Origin of the sequence: Yersinia sp. 2542 StPb PI, from assembly GCF_048593855.1 — a bacterium.
GTDB classification, from domain to species: Bacteria; Pseudomonadota; Gammaproteobacteria; order Enterobacterales; family Enterobacteriaceae; genus Yersinia; species Yersinia enterocolitica_E.
The window spans coordinates 1-24,361 of the sequence record NZ_JAZGQA010000001.1; the positions used below are offsets into that span (position 1 = coordinate 1).

The window sequence follows — 24,361 nt, forward strand, 5'->3', positions numbered from 1 at the left end:
GAGGAAATATTAAAGATGTCGCGATAATTTGAAACAAAAACGTAAATGAAAAAAGGGCCACCAACGTGGCCCTAAGTAGAGATATCAGCGTTTTTTAAATGCCGCCGCCAGTGCATCACTCATGGCACTGTTGCTACCAGAGTTACTGTCTGCCCGGCCCTTGGCTGCTGGGCGACTGTTCGAATCATTGCTGTTACGAGGCTGGCTGGCACCTCGATTGTCATTACGGCCCTTGGTGCTGCTATTCGCACTATTAGCGCCATTGTTACCACGACGCGGGCCGCCTTCACCAGGCTGTTCATCAAGGCGCATGGTCAGGGCAATGCGCTTGCGTTGCAAATCCACTTCCATGACTTTCACTTTGACGATATCCCCGGCTTTCACCACCTTATGTGGGTCATCGACAAACTTATCCGCCAGTGATGAAATATGTACCAAACCATCCTGATGAACACCAATATCAACAAAGGCACCAAAGTTGGTCACGTTAGTGACCGAGCCTTCGAGGATCATGCCCGGAGTCAGGTCATTGAGTGTCTCTACACCTTCAGCGAAGGTTGCGGTTTTGAACTCAGGGCGTGGGTCACGGCCTGGCTTTTCTAACTCGCGTAGGATATCGGTGACCGTCGGGACACCAAATTGCTCGGTGGTGAAATCACGCGCATTAAGATTACGCAGCGCGGTAGCATTACCCATTAGGTCCTGCAAGGCCTGTTCAGTTGCAGCCAAAATGCGCTCAACAATCGGGTAGGCTTCTGGATGCACGGTTGATGCGTCCAGCGGGTTATTGCCATGATTGATACGCAGGAAGCCGGCACACTGCTCGAAGGCTTTCGGCCCGAGGCGGCTGACTTTGAGCAATTGCTCACGGTTATGGAAGCGGCCATTCTCATCACGCCAGCTAACAATGTTTTGCGCCATCATGCGGGTTAAACCCGCAACCCGGGTCAGTAACGGCACTGACGCGGTGTTTAAATCCACACCCACGGCGTTTACGCAGTCTTCCACTACCGCATCCAGCTTTTTCGCCAGTTGGCTTTGGCTAACATCATGTTGATACTGGCCGACCCCGATAGATTTTGGGTCAATTTTTACCAGTTCAGCCAGTGGGTCTTGTAACCGCCGGGCAATAGACACTGCACCACGGATGGAGACATCCAGATCTGGGAACTCCAGCGCCGCCAACTCAGAGGCGGAGTAAACCGAGGCCCCTGCTTCGCTGACAATCACTTTTTGCGCGGTGACCGCCGGATACTGTTGCTGTAGCTCGACAAAGAAACGCTCGGTTTCCCGCGATGCGGTACCATTCCCGATAGCCACCAGTTCAACCTGATGCTTGATGCACAGGGCGGCCACCACGGCGGCGGCTTTAGCAGCCTGCCCGGTATGAGGATAGATGGTATCAAAGGCAACCAGCTTGCCGGTAGCGTCCACTATCGCCACTTTCACCCCAGTCCGCAGGCCCGGATCAAGGCCCATGGTGGCGCGCATGCCGGCAGGGGCTGCCATCAACAGATCTTGCATGTTACGGGCGAATACGTTGATTGCTTCATCTTCGGCTCGTTCGCGCAGGGTGCTCATCAGCTCGGTTTCCAGATGCATCAGCACTTTGATACGCCAGGTCCAGTTGACCACCGCTTTGCGCCAACCGTCTGCTGGCGCATTATTCAGCCGCAGGTCGAGATGGTTAATAATTATCTGCTCGCCCTGACTTTCGCGCGGCGGTTCGTCAAACTGCGGATCAGGATTCAGTGCCAGTTGTAACACGCCTTCGTTGCGGCCACGGAACATAGCCAGTGCGCGATGAGAAGGGACATGGGCGATAGGTTCGTGGCTGCCAAAGTAATCGCGGAATTTAGCCCCTTCCAGCTCCTTACCTTCCACCACTTTTGACACTAAATGGGCATTTTTCCACAAGTACTGGCGCACTTTCGCCAGTAGGGTTGCATCTTCTGCAAAGCGCTCCATCAGGATATAGCGTGCACCATCCAGTGCCGCTTTCGTATCTGCAACACCTTTATCGGCATCAACATAAGCGAGAGCAACCTGTTCTGGCTCTTGCTGTGGGTCATGCCATAAACTGTCCGCCAATGGCTCCAGACCGGCTTCAATCGCAATCTGACCACGGGTGCGGCGCTTCGGTTTATAAGGGAGATATAAATCTTCAAGCTCAGTTTTACTCATGGTGCCATTGATGGCACCGGCCAATTGCTCAGTGAGCTTGCCCTGATCTTCAATTGATTTAAGAATGGTTTGGCGGCGCTCTTCGAGTTCACGCAGATAGCCCAAACGACTTTCCAACTGGCGCAACTGGGTATCATCCAACCCGCCGGTAACTTCCTTACGATACCGCGAAATAAACGGCACGGTATTACCTTCATCAAGCAGGCGGATAGCAGAGATAACTTGCTCCGGCCGCGCCTGTAGTTCGCTTGCAATAATGCTGCTCAGTTGTTCATTCATAAGTCTGATGTCAAGTCTGATAGTGAGTAGGAAAAATGGCAGAAGATAGTTATACGGATTGCCCGGATAAATTGCCAGTAGAGCGGCAGCAGAGCTTGAGGTAACGTGGACTTATCGGTAAAAAGTTAGGGTATAGTAGAAGCATCAATGCCAAAGGGATAATTATATGGCGAAAAGTAATTACATTACCCGCGAAGGCTGGCAGGCGCTGGATCGTGAATTGCATTATCTGTGGCGGGAAGAGCGCCCGGTGGTAACACAGGCGGTGTCTGAAGCCGCAGCAATGGGTGACCGTTCGGAAAATGCTGAATATATCTATGGTAAGAAGCGGCTACGAGAGATTGATCGCCGGGTACGCTTTCTGACCAAACGCCTTGAGGTGCTGAAAGTTGTCGACCCTGACCCGCGTCAGGAAGGAAAAGTCTTTTTTGGTGCCTGGGTGCGGGTAGAAAATGAATTAGAAGAGCAGCGCATCTTTCGCCTGGTTGGGCCGGATGAGTTTGATCCGGCAAAAAAATGGATTTCTATCGATTCACCGGTTGCCCGTGCCTTAATTGGCAAGCAGGTGGAGGATGAGGTGACGGTTCAGACACCAAATGGTGAAGCAACCTACTGGATATTAGAGATCCGCTACCGCCCATTTGACGAAAGTGTTGATAATTAGGCACAACAATAAGCTTTGTAACAATTTCGACTAGAATGTATACCATAAAAAGCTGTCTGTTATACACGTCATACTTCAAGCTGCATGTGTGTTGGCTTCCTTCGTTCACCCTCCGTCACTGACTCATGTAAGTGACCGGGGGCTCGCTCAGTTGCCGCCTTCCTGCGACTCGAATTATTTAGGGTATAAAGTAAGTTTTTTTAACAATGTACAGGTTCGAGCAATACGGCCTTTGGGAGTAATAAAATGCAAGAGAATCACAAGATTCTGGTCGTTGATGACGATATGCGCCTGCGCGCGCTGTTGGAACGTTACCTAACAGAGCAAGGTTTCCAGGTGCGCAGCGTTGCCAATGCTGAACAGATGGATCGCTTGCTGACCCGTGAGTCTTTCCACCTGATGGTGCTTGATCTGATGTTACCGGGTGAAGATGGCCTATCTATCTGCCGCCGTCTGCGTAGCCAAAGTAACCCGATGCCGATCATTATGGTGACGGCGAAGGGTGAGGAAGTTGACCGTATCGTCGGATTGGAAATTGGTGCTGACGATTATATTCCTAAGCCATTCAACCCCCGAGAATTACTGGCCCGTATTCGTGCGGTGTTACGCCGTCAGGCTAACGAGCTACCGGGTGCACCTTCACAGGAAGAAGCAGTGATTGCGTTTGGTAAGTTCAAACTCAATTTAGGCACGCGCGAGATGTTCCGTGAAGATGAGCCTATGCCACTGACTAGTGGTGAGTTTGCAGTGCTGAAAGCCTTGGTGAGTCATCCACGTGAGCCGTTGTCACGCGATAAGCTGATGAATCTGGCCCGAGGTCGCGAATACAGTGCGATGGAGCGTTCCATCGACGTACAGATTTCACGTCTGCGCCGTATGGTCGAGGAAGATCCGGCGCATCCGCGCTATATCCAAACTGTATGGGGCTTGGGCTACGTATTTGTACCGGACGGCAGTAAAGCATGAGGCGATGGCGCTTTTCTCCACGTAGCTCATTTGCCCGAACCTTATTACTGATTGTGACCTTGCTGTTCGTCAGTCTGGTCACCACGTATTTGGTGGTGCTGAATTTCGCCATCTTGCCCAGTTTGCAGCAGTTTAACAAAGTGTTGGCGTATGAAGTTCGTATGCTGATGACTGACCGGCTGCAATTGGAAGATGGCACGCTACTTGAAGTCCCGCCGGCGTTTCGGCGTGAGATTTACCGTGAATTGGGGATTTCGCTTTATACCAATGCTGCGGCGGAGGAAAGTGGCCTGCGTTGGGCACAGCATTACAAATTTCTCAGTGATCAAATGGCCCAACAATTGGGTGGGCCAACCGATGTTCGGGTCGAAGTTAATAAAAACTCCCCTGTTGTCTGGCTAAAGACGTGGTTATCGCCGGATATTTGGGTACGAGTGCCATTAACTGAGATCCATCAGGGCGATTTCTCGCCACTGTTCCGTTATACCCTGGCAATTATGTTATTGGCTGTAGGGGGAGCCTGGCTGTTTATCCGTATTCAGAATCGGCCATTGGTTGAGCTGGAACATGCTGCTTTGCAGGTGGGGAAAGGGATTATTCCGCCGCCGTTACGAGAGTATGGTGCGTCAGAGGTGCGTTCGGTTACCCGGGCATTTAACCAAATGGCCGCCGGCGTGAAGTTGTTGGCGGATGACCGGACCTTGCTGATGGCTGGGGTTAGCCATGATTTACGCACGCCGTTGACCCGTATTCGTTTGGCGACTGAAATGATGAGTGAAGCCGATGGATACCTTTCTGAGTCAATCAATAAAGATATCGAAGAGTGCAACGCCATTATTGAGCAATTTATCGATTATCTACGCACCGGGCAGGAGATGCCGACAGAGTCGAGTGATTTGAATGCCGTACTCGGTGAAGTGATCGCGGCTGAAAGTGGTTATGAGCGGGTAATCGAGACTGATTTGTGTGCAGGTGAAGTGCTGGTGGATATCCATCCGTTATCGATTAAGCGTGCGTTGGCCAATATGGTGGTGAATGCGGCGCGTTACGGTAATGGCTGGATAAAAGTCAGTAGTGGCACTGAGCTACAGCGTGCGTGGTTCCAGGTTGAGGATGACGGCCCTGGTATCAAGCCTGAAGATTTGAAGCATCTGTTCCAGCCTTTTGTGCGTGGCGATAGCGCGCGGAGTACCAGTGGTACTGGGCTGGGCTTGGCGATTGTGCAGCGGATTATTGATGCCCACGCCGGTTCGTTGGATATCGGTACCAGTGAGCGGGGCGGTTTACGGATCCGGGCGTATATTCCGTTGCCGTTAGATATGAAGCCTAAGCCACCTGCGGTGGTGTGAGTTTTATTTTGGTTATTTAGTATGGTGATCAGGTTCGGTTGTTAAAGCAATGGAGTTTACTTAACCTCCGTAGCCTCAACCGCCAAAGGGTGCGGGCGCGCACCCTTGTGGAATCCCGCGCTTCGCACGTATCGCCTGCCCACTGCGTGGGTTCCCTCACTCATCATTTCGCTGGCGGGACGGCTTTATTCGCATCCCTGCTCATGACGCCTAAATCCGCCGTCCATGGCGGATTTCCCTTGCTCCATTCTTCACTCGGCTGCTCAAATGTGCTTTTAAACTTCAGAATCTAAAACCATGATTTTGATTTTCTCTTTTGATGTTAAGCGCAATCAGGAATATTACCGACCAAGACGGTGGCCCGAGTGAGCCGCCATGGACAAATCTGCTGGGAGCAGATTTGAACGCTGCTAGCAGCGGCCCCGAAGGGGTGAGTCCCAAGGTTCCAAGGGAGTCACGCGCTTGTGACCCCTTTGGCGGTTGAGGCTACGGAGATAAGTTAATCACTGAACTCATGTCAACCGAACCGGATAACTGAACAATTAATAATGAGCACTCGACCCCGATCACTCATCCACCAAACCTGATCTAATCCATTTTTGATTTGCGAAAAACAAAAGGGACACAAATGTGTCCCTTCCATAATCATTACAAAATCAACGCTAACTTAGAGCTTTGGCCCTGCGCTAACCAATGCAGCACCTGCTGGGGTATCAGTATACTTATCAAAGTTAGTGGTAAAACGCTTCGCCAGATCTTCGGCTTTCTCTTGCCACTGCGCCACATCAGCGTAAGTGTCACGAGGATCGAGGATCTCTGGGTTCACGCCCGGTAATGCTGTTGGCACCGCCAGATCAAAGATTGGCAGAGTGAAGGTTTCTGCTTTATCAATCTCACCGTTCAGAATGGCGTCAATGATGCCACGGGTATCCTTGATGGAAATACGTTTGCCAGTACCATTCCAGCCAGTATTGACCAGATAGGCTTGTGCGCCCACCGCTTGCATACGTTTAACCAGCACTTCTGCATATTGTGTTGGATGCAGCGACAAGAAAGCTGCACCAAAACAGGCTGAGAAGGTCGGTGTTGGCTCAGTTACACCGCGCTCAGTACCAGCCAGTTTAGCGGTGAAGCCAGACAGGAAGTGATATTGGGTTTGATTTGCTGTCAGGCGTGATACTGGTGGCAATACACCAAAGGCATCAGCAGTCAGGAAGATAACCTTAGTGGCATGACCCGCTTTAGAAACCGGTTTAACGATATTTTCAATATGATAGATCGGGTAAGAAACACGGGTGTTTTCCGTTTTGGAACCATCATTGAAATCAACGGTACCGTCGGCCAGTACTACCACGTTCTCCAGCAAGGCATCACGCTTAATTGCATGATAAATATCCGGTTCTGCCTCTTCAGATAACTTGATGGTTTTGGCGTAGCAGCCACCTTCAAAGTTAAATACGCCGTCATCATCCCAACCGTGTTCGTCATCACCAATCAACTTACGTTTTGGATCAGTCGACAGCGTGGTTTTACCGGTACCAGACAGGCCGAAGAAGATAGCCACATCGCCTTTCTCGCCGACGTTGGCCGAGCAGTGCATGGAAGCAATGCCTTTCAGTGGCAGCAGGTAGTTCATCATCGAGAACATACCTTTCTTCATTTCGCCGCCATACCATGTGCCGCCAATGAGCTGCATACGTTCTGTCAGGTTAAAGGCAACAAAGTTCTCGGAATTCAGACCTTGCTCTTTCCAGTCCGGGTTGGTGCATTTAGCGCCATTCATGACGATAAAATCAGGCTCGAAATGGGCCAGTTCTTCGTCTGATGGGCGGATAAACATGTTTTTGACAAAATGAGCCTGCCACGCGACTTCAGTGACAAAGCGAACTTGCAGGCGAGTATCGGCGTTAGCACCGCAGAAGGTATCAACAACAAACAGACGTTTACCGGACAGTTGCTCGGTTACCAACCCTTTCAAGTGGCTCCAGGTTTCCTGACTCAGTGGCTTGTTATCATTTTTGCCTTTGCCCTGATCGGCCCACCACACGGTATCTTGAGTGATGGCATCGCGGACAATATATTTATCTTTTGGCGAGCGGCCGGTAAAAATCCCGGTATCTACCGCTATTGCTCCTGTGGTGGTGAGGATTCCGCGCTCGTATCCTTCAAGCGTGGGTTTGGTCTCTTCCTGGAACAGTAAATCATAGCTTGGGTTGTAAACAATCTCGCTGACGTTATGGATGCCATAGGCGGCGAGCTCCTGCGGGGTAATTCCTTTAACACTCATGTCATAACTCCTGGATCGTCAATTTTCTACCAGCGATTGTAAATCCTCATCTCTGATTAACAGCGATAGCTATCAAATATTTCAACATATGACCTATTTTTCGCTAGGTTATGAGAGATAGGACACGGATTGTCGCAAGTATGAAACGCCAGAAGAAATAGCTGGGCACGAGTCAGCACCCAACCAATCATTATGCTTATTAATGAATTTGTTCTGAGGAAGTGCTGTTACCACTCTTTAATGAGGCGATATCAACGGCATCAAACAGGTAGTGATTGCCGCAATACTCACAATGCATATCAATATTGCCATCTTGTTCCAGCATTTCGGTGATGTCATCTTCCGACAGTGTGACTAATGCATCAGCACAACGCTCGCGGGAACAGGTGCAGCAGAAACTGACGTTTTGCGGCTCATATAACGTTACTTCTTCCTGATGATATAAACGATACAGCACTTCATTCGCTGGCAGCGTAAATAGCTCCTCAGCTTTGATGGTAGTGGTAAGCTGTGCCAGGTGATCAAACTCATCTTCATTGCGCTCTTCGGCTGGCAACACTTGCAGCAGCATCCCGCCCGCAGCGGCTTTACCTTCCACACTGCCGGTACGAATAAACAGGCGTGTTGGTAATTGTTCAGACTGCATAAAGTAATTTTCCAGACAGGCGGCGATAGTCTCCCCTTCCAGTGCTACCACACCCTGATAGCGCTCGCCTTTTGCCGGGGTGATAGTGATAACCAGATAGCCGTTGCCGACCATCTCTTTCAGCGTGCTTTCATCGCTGATTTCACCTTTAAAGCGGGCGACACCCCGCATCTGCTGCTGGTTATTACCGTTAATCACTGCCAGTGACAATGGGCCATCCCCTCCTTGTAACTGCACGGTAATATCACCATCAAACTTGAGCGTGGCGGTCAGTAAACTGGTTGCGACCAACATCTCACCCAACAGTTTTTGTACCGCTGGTGGGTAATCATGATTGGCTAATACTTGCTGGTAGGTTTCATTGACTGAAACCAGCTCACCGCGCACAGCATGGTTAGCAAACAGGTAGCGGTGTAATTGGTCGTGATTAGACATAGTTTTCTCTCTTTCTGGCTGCAAGCAAAGCCGTCATCTTTCAAGTTGCAGGTGTGTGGGCTGCCGTCCTGCATGTTGAAATCTATAGGGTTTACTCAGACTCGCCTTGTTTAAATTTAATCAGGTTGCGACGCTCTTTTTTATCCGGCCGTCGGTCAGGATGTGGCATGGTCAGGGCATTCAGTTTACGCGCCTGTGCCACCTTATCGCGATTGGCAATACTGGCTTCAGTCTCTTCATACAATGCCTGTGCTTCGCTTGCACCACGGCGTTGACCGTGTAATGCCAATACCCGCACCGTGCGTTCATCATTGCCCTGACGCAGGCGGATTTCAGCATTGAGTTCAACCAACTTGCTCGGTTTACCGCGCTGGCCGTTGTAGTGGACTTTACCGCCATCCACCATTTCCCGGGCGATTGCTCTGGTTTTATAAAACCGGGCTGCCCAAAGCCATTTATCCAGCCGAACCGATTCGTCAGAAACTGCTTTATCCTTCATGAATACTCCTGCCTGTTATCTCCGTCATATTTCACGTCGCATGCGTGTTGGTCGCCTTGTTGCAACGCGAATTATTTAGGCTATAGGGCTAAACATCTTTTTAGTCACCACGTAACTGTAGCGCGGGTAATAGCTTACGGTAATCATTGATTGCAGGGTGGCTGTGAAATGCTTTGTCAGCACAACTGGAATCCGGATTTTCTATACCCAGACAGTAGCGGATACCAAATGTGCGCGCGGCATCCAGAATCGTTTCACTGTCATCGACGAATAAGGTTCTGGCCGGATTCAGCCCGGTATGCTGCGCGACAGCTTGCCACAGTCGTTGATCTTCCTTCGGATAACCAAATGTATGGGTGGAAAGTAATAAATCAAGGTGCTGGTCCAGTGCAGTATGCTCAATTTTGACTGCCAGACTGTGTGGATGGGCGTTGGTGAGCAAAATGGTTTGTAACCCTTGCTGGCGTAAACTGGACAAAAACGGCTCAGTATCCTGGCGCAGACGAACCCGGTTGCCAGCGGCTGTGGTCATGGCGTAAATATCCAAATCCAGTCGCTCACTCCAATAATCGAAGCAATACCAATTTAAGGTATGTTGCACTGCCAAGTATTCATCATGAATAATTTTGTGGGCCTGCTCCAGCGGGATCCCTCGGTGTTGGCTAAGGGTTTCCGGCACCTGCTTTAGCCAGAAATGGCTATCGAACTCCAAATCCAACAGGGTGCCATCCATGTCCAACAGCACGGTATCAATCTCTTGCCAATTAAATTCTGGGGGCATAGCGACTCCACAATCACATTATTTTTATGCAAACAAATAATACGGGTTACAACGAATACCAGCGCCATCAGGGTGATGTCCCGATAACAGCCACAGATAAAGTTAGCCTAGCATATCAAAGTTACAGAGCCTGCCAGAGATGAATGATATGGCCTGAAAGAAAGCTAACGCAGGAAAGGCGCGGGAGTGAGGGTTTGGTTAAAACAATTATCATAATAGCGTTGAATATTATCCATCCGGTTACGGTTTCGTAGTATCCGTTGAATTAATAAAGTGATATTCACGGCCAGACAGGCAATCAGTATTAGCAGCAATAGGCTGGTACCCAGATAGCGGCCGAGTGTGACGATATCCGGCTCACTGTGTAGCGCGATATGCCGTGTGCCATTGGCATCAATGGTGATATTGGTAATGATGCCTTCGGCCTTAAATGGAGTATTAAGTAGCAGCCCGGAGAGCCGTTGTAATTCCCGCCACTGCTCCAGTGCGCTGTAATCAAACAGGGGGACGGCAGGGGCAGGGTGATTAACTAACTGCTTACCTTCATCACTGGTTAGCAAGAAGCCACCCGGCGGCGGGCTATTTAATGCTTCAGTTGCCAAATGCGTTTCACGATAAACAAACGATGAGGTAGCAGTTTTAACCAGACTTTCCAGGGTATCGGCACTGACTGGGCGCAACAGCACATTCATCCCTTTCAATGTGCCAGATTGTGCTCGTTTAACCAGCCCCGGCCAATTCTTGGCATTACCTAAGTTAACCAAGGCATTTTTCAGGCGGACACAGTCGCTATCTCCACCGCATAATGCCTGTGTTTTTAAAACGATATCTGCAAAATCATTCAGTAAAATCATGCCAGATTTTTCAATGGCGGTTGCCAACTGTGGGTTGACGTTGGCATCAGTACCTTGCGGATGCAACTGCTGATTGACTGTTGCCACCAGTGCGGCGGCTTTTTCAATGGTGTCAGATTCAGGTTGTGGCAGTGGTGCTGCGTTATTCCAATAGATCCCAGAACAATCAAACGGCGTAAAAACAAAACTATGCGGATTTTGAGTATTCGGCGGGACATAACACATACCGGTACCCTGAGCTTTCAGCATATCGCCGATGCGCAGAGGCATTTTATCCAGAGCTTCAACACTAGTAACTTGCTGGCTTTGTGCGCCTTGCAACCAGGCAATACTCAATTTCAATGGCAAGCTGAGCGGCACATAGATTAGCAATAACACCATTATTAACAGTGAACCGGCGATAAGCGTCAGGTTTTTCCCCCAGCGCTGTAACGGGAAATGTTTCATTTCGTCATGCAGGGATAAAAAAGGCCCCTGACGCACGACCTGACGGTTGAGATAGATATCAATGTTGGTTTTCTTGCCCAGGTCATGAGCAAAATAGGGCCCCCAATGGGCCGGATAAATCAGGTCGACAATCCCGAGCGAGATGTTATTCATCTGCCCTTGGTTCGATTCACCAAACAGCCCCCAGCGCTTTGGCGTACCGCTCAAGCAATGGACTTCACGCAAATCTTTTTCAGATAACGGGCGGAACATATTCCAGCATGCCCAACCGGTTAACGTTATCGCCACAATAATCAGCCAGGGCAGTGTAACCACCGGACCGGTGAGTGCGAAAAACAGTAATAACAATGCCAGACAGATCGCAGCGGCTTCTTTTAAGCCATTAGCACCATGTAAGGCATATTCTTCGGGGGTTTCCTTGCGGATATTCAACAGCTCTATATGTTCGCTGTCTGCTTTGCGGATTGAGGCATTTTGCGCTGGAGAAGGCAAAATAGGCTGGTAGCTATTCTCAGCCTGGTGATTTTTAAGCGTATGCCCATTAAGGGAGATCACCAAAGGAATCGTCTGCGTTTGGATAAGTTCTACGTCATTATCCTGAGCGATATATTGCTCCCACGAAGCCGGTAGGTGAACTTCAATCGAATCAAGGTAATAACGCCATTTATTGGGTTCGTCACTTGCCACGCCGTAGCGGGTGATGGCGCGGGTAACCGAATAAACATTTTCGCTTTGTGGCGTCAGAGTCAGCTTTGCTGGCGCAAGATTGGTGTTCGTCAGTGTGCGGGTGTCAAAAGTTGACTGAGATTTGAATCCGAGCTTCTCTTGCTGACCGAGCAGATAATTCTCAATATTAACCCGTTCCTCCGCGGTGAGTTTACGGTGCATGGGTTTAGCGAACGGCAGTATTGCAGTTACGGGGGCGGGGTGGCGGAATCGGAACCACCATAACAAACCTACCGCGATCAGACTGGTCAACAGTAAGGCCAATATTAAGACTATTGTGCTCATCCCATCCCCATCCGAGCGCCTCTGACTTACGTCAACTCTATGAAAGAATGCATATTATGCGTAAAAACAGTACCAAGGCATATAACAGAGTCATTCAGTGAACTAGCATTTTACACGCTATTATTCATCAAAAAACCTAATGCAAGTGCTCTTAAACTGCCCGTAGATTGATAAGGATAGCAAGGCTAAAACAGCGGTAATATCAGCATAATCCTATTTTCAAACACATTTTTTAACGTGTGTTGAGTGGGGGTAGGATGAAATTTAACCGGTTGAATCTTGACTAAACTCGACGTCATGTTAAAAACAGGTAAATTATATCTAACTGAGATTGCGATAAAGGTTCTCACTAACGCACAATGTGATCAAGTTCTAATAAATTCCAGTATAAAGTGTTGGGTTAATCGTTATTGGCAAAAAGTGGCTTACTAAGTAACCATAAAATAGCTCTGGTTATCCTGATGCAAGTCCGATAGGCGGTGAGTATTTAAATTGGGGCTATCATGAAACACCTGCAAAAACCTAAAATTCTTAAAATAGAAACGGTTGCCCACTCCCGCTTGTTTACTGTTGAAGCGGTGGATCTGGAGTTCAGTAATGGCGTGCAACGCGTTTATGAACGAATGCGGCCATCAAACCGTGAAGCGGTGATGATAGTGCCGATTATTGGCGATGATCTCCTGCTGATTCGTGAATATGCCGTGGGTATTGAAGAGTATGAGCTGGGCTTCCCCAAAGGGTTGATTGATCCGGGCGAAGGTGTGCTGGAGGCGGCGAATCGTGAACTGATGGAAGAGGTTGGCTTTGGTGCTAAAAGCTTTGATTATCTCAGTAAGCTGACGATGGCTCCGTCCTATTTCTCTAGCAAAATGAATATTGTTATGGCCCATAACCTCTATCCACAAAGTCTGGAGGGTGACGAGCCGGAACCCTTGCCACAAGTCCGCTGGCCGATCGCCAATATGATGGCACTGCTGGATGAGCCTGATTTTCGCGAGGCCCGTAATGTTAGTGCCCTTTTTCTGGCTCAGGCATTTCTTAATAAGTAATGGTCAGAGATAAAAAAACCGGGACTCTGTTACGAGCTCCCGGCTTTTATATTGGCGCTGCTCCGTCTTGATACTCAGGCAATCAGCGTTTACAGAACAACTCCATCAGAACAGCTCGTGAGTCTGCCCGTTATCCATTAGAGTCGTCCCTGCTTCATGTACTGAATACTCGGTGGGTTGTGTCCCCTCGATAAAGTACTCTGAACGACTGCCTGGCCCGCCACTGGATAACTTACCCGTCTGCTTATCAATCACTACGCTGACAATACCCGGCGGTGGAGAAACCGGTTTTTCTGGCAAACCGTCAAGGGCCGCTTTCATAAAGTCATCCCATGCAGGTTGCGCACTCTTCGCCCCACCTTCAGCACCAGAGATCTGATCTGATATGGCCCCTGATGCAGAGCTGCGGCCTAAGTCGCGGCGATGGTCATCGAAGCCAATCCAGACGGAGGTCACGGTATCCGGGCCGTAGCCAGAGAACCAGGCATCTTTTGAGTTGTTAGTGGTACCGGTTTTACCGCCAATATCCTTGCGTTTCAGGTCACGCCCGGCACGCCAGCCGGTACCCATCCAACCCGGTTCTCCGAAGATATTTGAGTTCAACGCATCGCGAATCAAAAAGGCCAACGGCGTGCTTATCACATGGGGTGCGTATTGCTGGTCACCGTTGAGCTTGGCCTGTTCAGGCGTCACTTTTTCTAACTCAGGCATTGGCACATTACTGGCGTTATTGTTCTGCGAGGTGGCGACGTTTTCGATGTTATCATCAGACAGAACAACTGAGCGCTGAGTGTCACCGTAAATAACCGGTAAGTTACACTCTTCACAGACAATCTTCGGTTTCTCTTCGAACAGCACATTGCCCACATCATCAGTTATCTTGGTGATGAAATAGGGATCGACCAGATAGCCGCCGTTTGCCAACACGGCGTAACCACGGACTAACTGCAATGGTGTAAAGGAGGCGGAACCTAATGCCAGGGATTCTGAGTGCACAATATTTTGTGCCGGGAAACCAAAGCGTTGCAGGTATTCAGCCGCATAATCCACACCCATAGCACGCATTGCCCGCACCATCACCACGTTCTTCGACTGACCTAAACCTTGGCGTAAACGAATGGGGCCGTCGTAAGTCGGTGGTGAGTTTTTTGGCCGCCAATCGGTACCTGCACCTGCATCCCAGCGCGTAATTGGCAGGTCATTGAGGATGGTTGCCAGCGTCAGACCTTTGTCCATTGCCGCGGTATACAGGAAGGGTTTGATATTCGAACCGACCTGGCGTAGTGCCTGTGTCGCACGGTTAAACTTACTTTGGTTAAAGTCAAAACCGCCGACCAGCGCTTTAACCGCACCATTGTTTGGATCGATAGAAACTAAGGCTGAGTTGACGTCCGGCACCTGTGCCAGCCACCAATTATCTTCTACTTTTCTTACCCAAATCTGCTGGCCAGGCTGCACCACATCGGTCACTTGTTTTGGTGTTGGCCCTTGGGCGTTATCCGATTTAAACGGACGAGCCCAACGCATGCCGGACATTGGTAAGGTCACGTTGCTGCCATCTGCCAACAGTGCCGTTGCTTGCGTTGTATTAGCTTCGGTCACCACCGCAGGCAGCAGTGGGCCATAGACCGGCAAGGTTTTCAGTGAATCGATAATCTGCTCGCGGCCCCATGCGCTTTCGCCCACTTTCCACAACACATTGGACGGGCCTCGATAACCATGGCGCATATCATAAGCCAGCACATTGGCACGCAATGAGTCGACTGCCGCCAATTGGAGCTTTCTGGTTATGGTGGTATAGACCTGATAGCCGTCGGTATAGGCATTCTCACCGTAACGCTTAATCATCTCCTGCCGCACCATTTCTGACAGATAAGGTGCTGAGAAGGCGATTTGCGGAGCATGGTAGTTGGCAACCAGCTCTTCACTGCGCGCCTGATCGTACTGCGCCTGGGTGATGTACTTTTCATCCAGCATACGCGAGAGCACTACGTTACGGCGTGCCACTGCTCTGTCATGTGAATAGAGCGGGTTGAAGGTGGATGGCGCTTTTGGCAAACCGGCGATCATCGCCATCTGGCTGAGGGTCAACTCATTGACTTCTTTGCCGAAATAGACCTGAGCTGCCGCACCGACACCATAGGCACGGTAGCCGAGATAAATCTTGTTCAGGTACAGCTCAAGGATTTCATCTTTGGTCAGTAACTGTTCGATACGAATGGCCAGAAAGGCTTCCTTGATTTTACGTATCAAAGTCCGTTCCGGGCTTAAGAAGAAGTTGCGAGCCAATTGCTGGGTAATGGTACTTGCCCCTTGTGAGGCACGCCCAGAAACCATAGCAATTGAGGCAGCACGTAGGATCCCAACCGGGTCCACACCGTGATGCTCATAGAATCGGCTATCTTCCGTAGCAATAAATGCATGCACCATTTCTGGTGGAATTTGTTTTAATGTCAACGGGATACGGCGTTTTTCACCGTATTGAGCGATCAATTCGCCTTCAGCGCTATACACCAACATCGGTGTTTGCAGCCGGACATCTTTCAGCGTGGCAACATCGGGTAGCTGTGGCTCAATATATTTGTACAGGCCAAATATCGAGGCTGCTCCCAGTAAAATGCAACACACTGTAAGGATCAAAAAATACTTTACGAACTTCACCTGAGATTTCCCATTCAATGTCAATTGGGCAGTTTATAAACAACCGCGCCGTAGTATAAAGGCAAGCCCGTAACATGGATACGTTCTTTTATTGTCTCTCGACATGGAGGTCGACAAAGATGTACTCACAATATTGGCAGGTTGGGCTAGATATTCAAATAGATGCTATACGCGCTTTGGCTGTTGTCAGACGCCGCTATGGCTGGCAACTGCGCTACTGGTGGCATCAAACCTTACCTTCTGGCGTTTTGCGGGAGGGTATTTTACAACAGCCAGATATGGTTAGCGACAAACTCAAATTATTGCGCAAACAATTACCAAAACATATTTCATTACGTATCGCATTGCCCGCACAGCGCATATTGCAACACACTATTGCGACACCGGACCGGCGTTTACGCGAACCGCAGCGTGATGGTTTTATCAAAGCCGCAGCAAGTAAGGTCTTTCCGCTCGGCAGTCAGGCTTTAGCCCTCGATTATCGTAGTGAAACCACAGCCAGTAGTGAGTTAATCATCACCGCCGCCCGTCAGTCAGAAGTTCAGCAATGGCAGGCGTGCTTGCATCAAGCGGGTTTACCCTCCGATATGATTGATATTACCCCCTGCGCTCTTCGTTATATGGCGGTGGCGGCAGGATTATCGGGACCATATTGGTTGGTTCATCGTTTGGAGAGTGAGTGGTTGTGGGTGTCATCGGCTGACATGCCGTTTGACTTTGGTGTGGTAGCAGCCGACTCAGAGGATGTAGCACCAGGCCTGCCGCCTACTACATTCAATCCATTACCGACGTTGCTGAGACAACTTCAGGCGCGTTATCCCGAGCAGAGTGGAATACCGATAACGGTGTATTACAGTAATGTGGCGGATGATGCCCCGGTTGAAAATACCACCGGCTGGTCACCCTTTACGGCTTTTGCCCAGTATCAACCGCCACTGCCACCATCCCCCGCTGCATTTATTCTGGCCGGAGGGCTGGCATTACGCCCGGCAGACGACTGATGTATCAAGTTAATTTTTCGTTATGGCGTGCAGAACGTCAATCATCCCGTTACCGTTTTTGGCGCAATCTAGGTTTATGCCAATGCCTGTTTTTAGCCATCCTACTGGTTGTAATACAACTGCAATCACGGGTAGTAAATTCCAGCCAACAAATCCGTCTGGCAGCGCTATCCCAGCAGCAAATAGCCTTAGGCCAGCACCATCAAGAGGTGCAACAGGCAATGGCACAACTACGGCATCGGGAACAGCGCGCTCAGATTTATCGTCAGGCCCACCAACTTGCCCAGCGATATTCAATATTATTGCAGCAGCTATCGCAGCAAATTCCAGATAGCTGCTGGTTGGTCAGCCTGATACCACAAGGCGATAAGGTGGTTTTTGAGGTAATTAGCCAGAGTTATGCCGCAATTAATCTCTTTTTAGTGCGTTTAGGCCGCTTGCCTCTCTTCACAACAGTGCATTTACAAAAAATTGCTCAGCAGGATGACGGTAATTTTCGCTTTGCGGTTTGGGCCGACTGGCAGGACAGAGATAGTGATGAAAGAGGTAGTGATGAATAAGCGGCTGCAACATTGGATGGATAGGCCGGGTTGGCAAATCTTGATAGGGCAGTGGGTTTTTGTTGGGCTTTTAAGTGTAATGGCTTATGGCATGTTATTACGCCCTGCATGGCAACAGCAGAAGCTCACCGCAGATAAGATTATTCAACATCAGCAACAGGTTGATCATCATCAGGCGGCTTTGGCACCGTTACCCTCACTTTCTCTGGTTCGTCAGCAAATGATGGTATTGAAAGAAAAGGAGGCATCGTGGTTGTCACTTGATAGTTCAATGGCCCATCTGACCGGTGAATTGATTGCCCCGTTTGGCGGGCAAGTCATTCGCTGGCAGCGGCAATCCGGGCCAGTTGGCGAGGCCGCAGTGGATTCCATAAGGCACCAACAGTGGCACGCTACTCTGCGGGTCAATTTCTATGGATTGCTCCATTTATTTCGTCAACTAGCCGAAATCCCCACCCCTGTTCAGACCCAGCTAGTTGAGATTAATAGTGATAATTCCGTACTGTCGGTGAAATTAAGCCTGAAAGAGTATCTCGCAGGTGGCGTCAATGAGTAGCGGCAAAGGGAGCACGGTATGGGGCCTCTAAAGATAGTCTCTCTGATAATCGTATCACTGGCACCTGTGGCTTATGCCGACCCCTTATTGACCGCCACAGGGCGTAATCCTTTTCAGGACCTATCAGCACAGCCATGTGATGGTGAGCGGGAGAAACTCACTCATTGGCGATTACAAGGGGTTGTCAGGGGAGGAGATTACTCTTCTGGTTGGATACTGCGGCCAGAGGGCCGCTGGCAGAAGCTGGTGGTCGGCTCACGGCTGTTGTCAAATTGGCAAGTTATCCATATTGGCTCACGGCAGGTGAGCCTGCAGAATACTGGCTTAGTTGGCTTTTGCTCTGGGTTATCGGAGCCAGTGGTGCTGCTGATGCGCTAACTAACGGGTTGTTTTAGATAATGATTATCATCACTAAAGAGCTTGGACGGGCAGCAAAGCACTCTTACCGTTTCAAATATACAGGACATAAAAGGAATTAGTCTGATGAATGTTTCTACTACGAAAACCCGGAGTGGGCTTACCCTAACACTCAGTGCTGGGGTGATGCTGCTGCTGGTATTACTCACAAGTCGTGCCTTTAGCGCAAAAAGTGGGCCGCCGGTAACCGTGGAGTTTCAAGATGCGCCGATAGCGGTAGTGTTGCAGGCACTGGCGGATTATCAGCAACTGAATTTAGTCATTGCCGCTGGGGTTGAAGGTAATCTCAGCCTGAGATTGGCGGATGTTCCGTGGGAGCAGGCTTTGGCAATTATTTTGCGTATGGGCCGTCTAAAAGTAGAGCGCGAAGGGTCGGTAATGATGGTTTTCACCGAACAGGAGATACAGGAAAGGCAGCAACGGGCGGAACAGAAAGATGCATCTGAGTCCCTAAATAATTTCTCCCTGGCCTTGCAGTATGCTGATGCTGAACAAGTTGCCGACAGTTTGACTCTTCCTGAAGGTGGGTTGCTATCGCCACTGGGTAGTGTAGTGGTAGATAAACGTACTAATACATTATTAATTCGCGATACTCCCGCCTCTTTAGCACTATTGAAAAGTTGGCTGGCAGAGATGGATTTGCCTTTACAGCAAGTGCAGTTAGCGGCACACATCGTAACTATGAGTCGGGAAAATTTGCATGAACTTGGTGTGCGTTGGGGTATGGATGAAGCAACGCAGCCCCGTGCGCTGAGAGTGAATAATTTTAATGTGAATTTGCCACTCCCCAATAGCGCCCTCAGCGCTGGATTCAATGTTGCCCGTATCGGTGGGCGTCTGCTGGAACTGGAATTGAGCGCGCTGGAGCAAGAAAATCAGGTTGATATTATTGCCAGCCCTCGGCTGGTGACATCCCATCAGCAAACTGCCAGTATCAAGCAAGGTTCTGATATTCCTTATACGGTCTCGCGGGGTAAAAAAGGGGTGCCTACTATTGAGTTTAAAGAGGCAGTATTAGGGATGGAAGTGACACCGAAAATACTGCGTAATGGCAAGATTACTCTAAACTTGAAAATCAGCCAAAATATGCCCGGAATGGCAATTAAACGCGGAGATAGTGAAGCTTTATTAATAGATAAGCAGGAAATAAAAACCCAAATAACCGTAAACGATGGGGAAACTATTGTGCTTGGGGGGATTTTCCAGCAAAAAAATAGTCAGGGAGTTAATAAAGTGCCCATACTGGCCGATATCCCTTGGCTGGGCGCGCTGTTCAAACAAGACACCCAACAACAAAGTCGGCGGGAGTTAGTGATTTTCATCACGCCAAGGCTAATCAGTGCTTGAGCCTTATGGGGGGGTGTTTTATGAAAACAGACCAATCTTGGTGACTTTCTGCAACTTTTTGTGTGATAGGAGGCTTCTAAATTTGACGCTGCCTCCGATTTAGCTTACAAGGGTTACCGAATTGAGCTCCGAGGTTTTAATAACGTTGATACGCCGATAAAAACGTATGGTTTCCCTCCCACGACGTGTACAACGATTTATTCGGTTGCCAAACTACCAGAAGTGCTGAGATAATTTTCCGTCTGATCTCGCACTATCGCTCATGAGGTTTCAGTTTAGGTCCCGCCGCTGATTTGATTGGCGGGGCGGGTTATCATTAACGAATAGTCTTAGTAATACCAAAAACATGGCAGAGAAACGCAATATCTTTCTGGTTGGGCCTATGGGTGCCGGCAAAAGCACTATTGGTCGTCAGTTAGCTCAGCAACTCAATATGGAGTTTTTCGACTCTGATCAAGAAATTGAGCGACGTACCGGAGCTGACGTGGGCTGGGTATTCGACGTGGAAGGCGAAGAAGGTTTCCGCGATCGTGAAGAAAAAGTTATTAATGAACTGACGGAAAAACAAGGCATTGTTCTGGCAACCGGTGGTGGCTCTGTTAAATCCAGAGAAACCCGTAACCGTTTGTCAGCCCGTGGCGTTGTGGTTTATTTAGAAACTACAATCGAGAAGCAGTTGGCCCGTACACAGCGCGACAAAAAACGTCCGTTGTTGCAGGTTGATGCGCCTCCACGTGAAGTGTTAGAAGCACTGGCAAAAGAACGTAATCCGTTGTACGAAGAAATTGCAGATGTCACCATCCGCACTGACGATCAAAGCGCGAAAGTTGTTGCTAACCAGATTATCAACATGCTGGAAAGTAACTGATTTTAGCATTTTACTAATGCCTCCGGGCGTAAGTTAAGAAGGTTACTGAGCGCGACATGGAGAAGATTACTGTCACGTTAGGGGAACGTAGTTACCCCATTACGATTGCTGCCGGATTGTTCAATGATTCGGCCTCTTTTGCGCCACTAAAGGCGGGTGACCAGGTAATGCTGGTAACTAACCAAACGCTGGCTCCACTCTATCTGGATTCGCTCCGGGCAGTGTTGGAACAAAGTGGCATTAAAGTTGATCAGGTGATTTTACCTGACGGTGAGCAGTACAAATCTCTGAGTGTTCTGGAGCAGGTATTTTCTGCCCTTCTGGAAAAACCGCATGGTCGTGATACTACACTTGTTGCCTTAGGTGGCGGTGTAGTAGGCGACCTGACCGGTTTTGCTGCGGCTTGCTATCAGCGCGGCGTTCGCTTTATTCAAGTTCCTACTACCTTACTGTCTCAGGTGGATTCCTCTGTCGGTGGCAAAACCGCAGTAAATCATCCACTGGGCAAGAACATGATTGGTGCGTTCTATCAACCAGCATCGGTAGTGGTTGACCTTAATTGCCTTAACACTCTCCCTTCGCGTGAGCTTGCCTCCGGGCTGGCTGAAGTTATCAAATATGGCATCATTCTTGATGCGGCTTTCTTTGATTGGTTAGAAGATAATATCGATGCATTACTCGCACTGGATATGTCAGCGTTAGCTTACTGCATCCGCCGTTGCTGCGAATTAAAAGCCGATGTTGTTGCTGCCGATGAACGTGAAGAGAGCGGTATGCGCGCATTACTCAATTTGGGCCATACTTATGGTCATGCTATTGAGGCTGAAATGGGCTATGGCGTCTGGTTACACGGCGAAGCCGTTGCTGCGGGTATGATGATGGCAGCACACACCTCCCGTCGATTGGGTCAGTTCTCAGCTAGTGATGTTGGGCGTATCAAACAACTACTGTTACGAGCCGGTCTGCCGGTCTGCGGGCCGCAGGAAATGACACCAGAGTCTTATCTGCCGCATATGATGCGGGATAAAAAAGTGCTGGCAGGCGAGCTTCGTCTGGTACTGCCAACGGCTATCGGTAAGTCAGAAATCCGTAGCGGTATTGCACATGACACGGTGTTGGCATCGATAGCTGATTGCCAGTTATAAAAATGGCATAAGTCCGATATTTATATGTTCGATACCCAAAGTTATTGGAGTAGCTTGTAGGCAACAAGGGAAAGGCAAATTGGTTGTAAACCATTTTGAACAACACTTGTGCTGGCCCGCAGGGTAATCCCTGATGAGGCTCATAATTCTGCTGAGCTGACGCAAGTTAGCGATTTGGAAGAGAGGGTGGCTAGCACCTTTGCGGCTTCAAGTACGAAGGGTATGCGCATAAGTTCTAAGATGTTGTACTATAAGAACATCATATTCCTTTGCTGCGGGCTGTTTAGCCTGTTTGCAGTCAGTAAAATCAATCAGCCAGATCGCAGCTATCAATGCGGTGGGCTTTTGCCTCTAGTTGGAGGGTTTAGATGGATGATTTAAAGCCGGAAGACGATCTGAAACCAGATAGCAGTGACCGTCGTCCTACACGTGCCCGTAAGTCCTCGGCCGGACCTAAGCTTGCTGTTTCACGCCAACACATCATGATTGGTATCGGCATTTTAGTGCTTTTGTTGATCATTATCGCCATCGGTTCAGCCCTGAAAGCCCCGACTGAGCATGAAGCATCCCAGCAAAACCCGAATGTTGATGCGGCGAGAAATATTAATCTGTCTGATTCATCTTCACTCACTAGCGGCAATAACACTCAGCCCGGTGTGACAAACAATGCCAGCGACGGTCATGATGCCAATGGCGTGAAGAACTCGGCTCAGCCACAGGATATTAGTGCTCCGCCAATTTCGCCAACGCCAACTGAGGCTTCAGTGCCGCCTGCGGCGAATAGCCCGACTCAGCGTGTTGAATTGCCAGGCAATATGTCTGATGCACTTTCTCAAACTCAGGGGCAGGTTGATACCTTGTCTCAGAATATGAACGACGGTCAGACATCGACCTTGCCGACGGCACCTGCAACGGTTTCTGGTTCAAAAGGGGCTAAAGTACCGGCACCGGTTACGGGTGAAACCATTACCCACCCGTCGCAGAAGCAAGCTACGACAGCAGCTAAGCTGCCAACCAGCAACCATAAAAAACCGACCACCGTGGTTTCTCCAGCGGCATCTGCGGTGACCAAATCAGGTTCCGTTGGCAGCAGTAGCACCTTAAAGAATGCACCAGGTAACCATTTCACGTTACAACTGAGCAGCGCATCACGCTCAGACACATTGAATGCCTATGCTAAACAGCAAAAATTAACTGACTATCATGTCTATGAAACTAAACGTGATGGTAAACCTTGGTATATTTTAGTAAGTGGTAACTACCCCTCTTCTGCTGATGCAAAAAGGGCCATCACGACGCTACCAGCCGATGTTCAGGCGAAAAAACCGTGGGTTAAACCTGTACAACAAGTGCAGCAAGACCTTAAAAAATAAATCATTCTTATTTGTGCGCTGATGTGCTGTTTGAAACAGAGTACAATCTGCGGCTCTGAATTATTAAGTAGCTAACTGACGGCATGAAGAAAAACCGCGCTTTTTTAAAATGGGCTGGTGGGAAATATCCGCTGGTTGATGACATACGACGCCATCTTCCAGCGGGAGACTGCTTGATAGAGCCATTCGTCGGTGCGGGTTCGGTGTTTCTTAACACTGAGTATGAGTCTTACATACTGGCCGATATCAACAGCGATCTTATCAACCTCTACAATATCGTGAAGGAACGCACTGATGATTTTGTGCGTGACGCCCGTGTTCTGTTTACGGGCGACTTCAATAAATCCGAGCAGTTTTACTTACTGCGTCAAGAGTTTAACGCCAGTACTGATGCTTATCGCCGCGCATTATTATTTCTCTATCTGAATCGCCATTGTTATAACGGCCTGTGTCGTTATAATTTGAGCGGTGAATTCAATGTGCCTTTTGGTCGTTATAAAAAACCTTATTTCCCTGAGGTAGAGCTGTATTGGTTTGCTGAAAAATCGCAAAATGCGGTATTCGTTTGTGAGCATTATCAGGAAACTCTCTTAAAAGCAGTGCATGGGGCGGTAGTTTATTGCGATCCTCCGTATGCGCCATTGTCAGCGACGGCGAATTTTACGGCATATCACACCAATAACTTTGGCATTGTGGATCAACAGAATCTGGCTCGTCTGGCTTATCAACTTTCGGCCGAAAACAAGATTCCAGTTCTGATTTCTAACCACGACACAGAACTGACGCGCAATTGGTATCATCAGGCGTCACTGCATGTGGTGAAAGCGCGCCGTACTATCAGCCGTAATATTCTTGGTCGTAGTAAAGTGAACGAGCTTTTGGCGCTGTATAGCTGAGCGGAAATACCGCCCGGTAAAGATTCAAACCCAATGGTTTATGAAATAGAACCCCTGACGTAGATGCGCCATCTGTCGGGAAGATG

General features: G+C 49.2%; 20 protein-coding genes. 13 read left to right on the forward strand and 7 right to left on the reverse strand.

The genetic code is table 11. The features are described 5' to 3' along the window. Positions 1-84: 84 nt before the first annotated feature. Complete coding sequence (locus V1952_RS00005) at positions 85-2,463, reverse strand: Tex family protein (RefSeq protein WP_420071180.1); 2,379 nt, start codon at positions 2,461-2,463, stop codon at positions 85-87. Positions 2,464-2,629: 166 nt separating this feature from the next. Between V1952_RS00005 and greB the strand changes: the two genes are divergently transcribed. The 3 genes from greB (at position 2,630) to envZ (ending at position 5,442) form a co-directional block, all read left to right on the forward strand. Further along, positions 2,630-3,127: a transcription elongation factor GreB gene (gene greB / locus V1952_RS00010; protein ID WP_005186101.1), complete on the forward strand. Its 498-nt coding sequence runs from the start codon at positions 2,630-2,632 to the stop codon at positions 3,125-3,127. 246 nt (positions 3,128-3,373) lie between these two features. Continuing rightward, the gene (gene ompR, locus V1952_RS00015) at positions 3,374-4,093 is read left to right on the forward strand and encodes a two-component system response regulator OmpR (RefSeq protein ID WP_004709363.1); all 720 of its coding nucleotides are present in this window, start codon (positions 3,374-3,376) and stop codon (positions 4,091-4,093) included. Next, complete coding sequence (gene envZ / locus V1952_RS00020; RefSeq protein ID WP_420074186.1) at positions 4,090-5,442, forward strand: two-component system sensor histidine kinase EnvZ; 1,353 nt, start codon at positions 4,090-4,092, stop codon at positions 5,440-5,442. The genes ompR and envZ overlap by 4 nt, the downstream gene beginning before the upstream one ends. Positions 5,443-6,109: 667 nt before the next feature. On the opposite strand, the gene pckA is transcribed toward envZ, so the two are convergent. The 5 genes from pckA to V1952_RS00045 form a co-directional block, all read right to left on the reverse strand. Next, positions 6,110-7,729 (reverse strand): phosphoenolpyruvate carboxykinase (ATP), encoded by a 1,620-nt coding sequence (pckA, locus tag V1952_RS00025; RefSeq protein WP_083161237.1) that lies wholly within the window; start codon positions 7,727-7,729, stop codon positions 6,110-6,112. Positions 7,730-7,928: 199 nt separating this feature from the next. Beyond that, the gene (hslO, locus tag V1952_RS00030; protein WP_372560316.1) at positions 7,929-8,810 is read right to left on the reverse strand and encodes an Hsp33 family molecular chaperone HslO; all 882 of its coding nucleotides are present in this window, start codon (positions 8,808-8,810) and stop codon (positions 7,929-7,931) included. Between the two features lie 91 nt (positions 8,811-8,901). Beyond that, the gene (hslR, locus tag V1952_RS00035; RefSeq protein WP_083161235.1) at positions 8,902-9,309 is read right to left on the reverse strand and encodes a ribosome-associated heat shock protein Hsp15; all 408 of its coding nucleotides are present in this window, start codon (positions 9,307-9,309) and stop codon (positions 8,902-8,904) included. A gap of 100 nt (positions 9,310-9,409) precedes the next feature. Beyond that, on the reverse strand, positions 9,410-10,090 hold the full coding sequence (gene yrfG / locus V1952_RS00040; protein ID WP_083161234.1) for a GMP/IMP nucleotidase: 681 nt from the start codon (positions 10,088-10,090) through the stop codon (positions 9,410-9,412). A gap of 164 nt (positions 10,091-10,254) precedes the next feature. Further along, the gene (locus V1952_RS00045) at positions 10,255-12,402 is read right to left on the reverse strand and encodes an intracellular growth attenuator family protein (RefSeq protein ID WP_372560317.1); all 2,148 of its coding nucleotides are present in this window, start codon (positions 12,400-12,402) and stop codon (positions 10,255-10,257) included. A gap of 503 nt (positions 12,403-12,905) precedes the next feature. Here V1952_RS00045 and nudE point away from each other — a divergent pair. Then, positions 12,906-13,451: an ADP compounds hydrolase NudE gene (gene nudE / locus V1952_RS00050; protein ID WP_420074187.1), complete on the forward strand. Its 546-nt coding sequence runs from the start codon at positions 12,906-12,908 to the stop codon at positions 13,449-13,451. A 105-nt stretch (positions 13,452-13,556) separates the two neighbouring features. On the opposite strand, the gene mrcA is transcribed toward nudE, so the two are convergent. Continuing rightward, positions 13,557-16,112 (reverse strand): peptidoglycan glycosyltransferase/peptidoglycan DD-transpeptidase MrcA, encoded by a 2,556-nt coding sequence (mrcA, locus tag V1952_RS00055; RefSeq protein ID WP_420071177.1) that lies wholly within the window; start codon positions 16,110-16,112, stop codon positions 13,557-13,559. 119 nt (positions 16,113-16,231) lie between these two features. On the opposite strand from mrcA, the gene pilM reads away from it, so the two are divergent. The 9 genes from pilM to dam all read left to right on the forward strand — a co-directional run bounded on the left by pilM (position 16,232) and on the right by dam (position 24,275). Then, positions 16,232-17,113 carry a type IV pilus biogenesis protein PilM gene (pilM, locus tag V1952_RS00060; RefSeq protein ID WP_372560319.1) on the forward strand — a complete coding sequence of 294 codons (882 nt, stop codon included), beginning with the start codon at positions 16,232-16,234 and terminating at the stop codon, positions 17,111-17,113. Continuing rightward, a complete protein-coding gene (locus V1952_RS00065) occupies positions 17,113-17,673 on the forward strand; it encodes a PilN domain-containing protein (RefSeq protein WP_420074188.1) in 561 nt (186 codons plus the stop codon). The genes pilM and V1952_RS00065 overlap by 1 nt, the downstream gene beginning before the upstream one ends. Then, the gene (locus V1952_RS00070; RefSeq protein ID WP_372560321.1) at positions 17,666-18,229 is read left to right on the forward strand and encodes a pilus assembly protein PilO; all 564 of its coding nucleotides are present in this window, start codon (positions 17,666-17,668) and stop codon (positions 18,227-18,229) included. Before V1952_RS00065 ends, V1952_RS00070 begins: the two co-directional genes overlap by 8 nt. A gap of 18 nt (positions 18,230-18,247) precedes the next feature. Further along, positions 18,248-18,607 carry a pilus assembly protein PilP gene (locus V1952_RS00075; RefSeq protein ID WP_420074189.1) on the forward strand — a complete coding sequence of 120 codons (360 nt, stop codon included), beginning with the start codon at positions 18,248-18,250 and terminating at the stop codon, positions 18,605-18,607. 165 nt (positions 18,608-18,772) lie between these two features. Further along, on the forward strand, positions 18,773-19,993 hold the full coding sequence (gene hofQ / locus V1952_RS00080) for a DNA uptake porin HofQ (protein WP_372560687.1): 1,221 nt from the start codon (positions 18,773-18,775) through the stop codon (positions 19,991-19,993). A 346-nt stretch (positions 19,994-20,339) separates the two neighbouring features. Then, complete coding sequence (gene aroK / locus V1952_RS00085; RefSeq protein ID WP_004702222.1) at positions 20,340-20,861, forward strand: shikimate kinase AroK; 522 nt, start codon at positions 20,340-20,342, stop codon at positions 20,859-20,861. Between the two features lie 56 nt (positions 20,862-20,917). Next, positions 20,918-22,006 (forward strand): 3-dehydroquinate synthase, encoded by a 1,089-nt coding sequence (gene aroB, locus V1952_RS00090; RefSeq protein ID WP_372560323.1) that lies wholly within the window; start codon positions 20,918-20,920, stop codon positions 22,004-22,006. 368 nt (positions 22,007-22,374) lie between these two features. Further along, the gene (locus V1952_RS00095; protein WP_372560324.1) at positions 22,375-23,379 is read left to right on the forward strand and encodes an SPOR domain-containing protein; all 1,005 of its coding nucleotides are present in this window, start codon (positions 22,375-22,377) and stop codon (positions 23,377-23,379) included. A gap of 83 nt (positions 23,380-23,462) precedes the next feature. Beyond that, positions 23,463-24,275 carry an adenine-specific DNA-methyltransferase gene (gene dam, locus V1952_RS00100; RefSeq protein ID WP_372560325.1) on the forward strand — a complete coding sequence of 271 codons (813 nt, stop codon included), beginning with the start codon at positions 23,463-23,465 and terminating at the stop codon, positions 24,273-24,275. Positions 24,276-24,361 lie beyond the last annotated feature (86 nt).

Coding starts and splice junctions, on each gene's coding strand:
- V1952_RS00005 (WP_420071180.1), bottom strand. CDS start 2,463: ATGAATGAACAACTGAGCAGCATTATTGCAAGCGAACTACAGGCGCGG.
- greB (WP_005186101.1), top strand. CDS start 2,630: ATGGCGAAAAGTAATTACATTACCCGCGAAGGCTGGCAGGCGCTGGAT.
- ompR (WP_004709363.1), top strand. CDS start 3,374: ATGCAAGAGAATCACAAGATTCTGGTCGTTGATGACGATATGCGCCTG.
- envZ (WP_420074186.1), top strand. CDS start 4,090: ATGAGGCGATGGCGCTTTTCTCCACGTAGCTCATTTGCCCGAACCTTA.
- pckA (WP_083161237.1), bottom strand. CDS start 7,729: ATGAGTGTTAAAGGAATTACCCCGCAGGAGCTCGCCGCCTATGGCATC.
- hslO (WP_372560316.1), bottom strand. CDS start 8,810: ATGTCTAATCACGACCAATTACACCGCTACCTGTTTGCTAACCATGCT.
- hslR (WP_083161235.1), bottom strand. CDS start 9,309: ATGAAGGATAAAGCAGTTTCTGACGAATCGGTTCGGCTGGATAAATGG.
- yrfG (WP_083161234.1), bottom strand. CDS start 10,090: ATGCCCCCAGAATTTAATTGGCAAGAGATTGATACCGTGCTGTTGGAC.
- V1952_RS00045 (WP_372560317.1), bottom strand. CDS start 12,402: ATGAGCACAATAGTCTTAATATTGGCCTTACTGTTGACCAGTCTGATC.
- nudE (WP_420074187.1), top strand. CDS start 12,906: ATGAAACACCTGCAAAAACCTAAAATTCTTAAAATAGAAACGGTTGCC.
- pilM (WP_372560319.1), top strand. CDS start 16,232: ATGTACTCACAATATTGGCAGGTTGGGCTAGATATTCAAATAGATGCT.
- V1952_RS00065 (WP_420074188.1), top strand. CDS start 17,113: ATGTATCAAGTTAATTTTTCGTTATGGCGTGCAGAACGTCAATCATCC.
- V1952_RS00070 (WP_372560321.1), top strand. CDS start 17,666: ATGAATAAGCGGCTGCAACATTGGATGGATAGGCCGGGTTGGCAAATC.
- V1952_RS00075 (WP_420074189.1), top strand. CDS start 18,248: ATGGGGCCTCTAAAGATAGTCTCTCTGATAATCGTATCACTGGCACCT.
- hofQ (WP_372560687.1), top strand. CDS start 18,773: ATGCTGCTGCTGGTATTACTCACAAGTCGTGCCTTTAGCGCAAAAAGT.
- aroK (WP_004702222.1), top strand. CDS start 20,340: ATGGCAGAGAAACGCAATATCTTTCTGGTTGGGCCTATGGGTGCCGGC.
- aroB (WP_372560323.1), top strand. CDS start 20,918: ATGGAGAAGATTACTGTCACGTTAGGGGAACGTAGTTACCCCATTACG.
- V1952_RS00095 (WP_372560324.1), top strand. CDS start 22,375: ATGGATGATTTAAAGCCGGAAGACGATCTGAAACCAGATAGCAGTGAC.
- dam (WP_372560325.1), top strand. CDS start 23,463: ATGAAGAAAAACCGCGCTTTTTTAAAATGGGCTGGTGGGAAATATCCG.